The following is a 405-nucleotide window of genomic DNA, read 5'->3' as shown; positions in this document are numbered from 1 at the left end:
GAGCAGGATATTGGCGCGGTTTTCGTCGAAGCCGATCTTTTGCGCGATCGGTCCGGTGAAGACGGTGAAACCGCCGGAAACGAGGGCAGTGTAAAAGCCCTTGGCCTTCATCGTACCGACGAGCTCAATGCCGCCGGGGGTGAGCGTGATGCGCTTGGTGATCACTTCGCCGACGACCGAAAGCGGCAGGTCCTTGAGCAGAGCGACGCGTTCGCGCAGTGCCGGCTCGAAGGCGATCTCGCCGTTCATGGCGCGGGCGGTGATTGCCGCGACCATCTCCTTGAGCCCGACCTCGGCCGCCAGTTCATCAATGCATTCCTGGCCGATCATGGTCGAATCCATGTCGGCAAGCAGCAGCTTCTTGCGTCGCGTCTCGGCTTCCTGGATCACGACGTCGATCGGTTG

1 protein-coding gene is annotated in these 405 nt (G+C 61.7%); it reads right to left on the bottom strand.

All coding sequences use genetic code 11. The features are described 5' to 3' along the window. Positions 1-405 (bottom strand): HAD-IB family phosphatase (locus AC1D0P_RS30915; RefSeq protein ID WP_477680219.1); only part of this gene is annotated, 405 nt, incomplete at both ends.

Source organism: Polaromonas sp. P1_G2 (genome assembly GCF_056405515.1).
The sequence above is the reverse complement of the archived record's forward strand: the minus strand, read 5'-3'. Positions and strand labels throughout refer to the sequence as shown.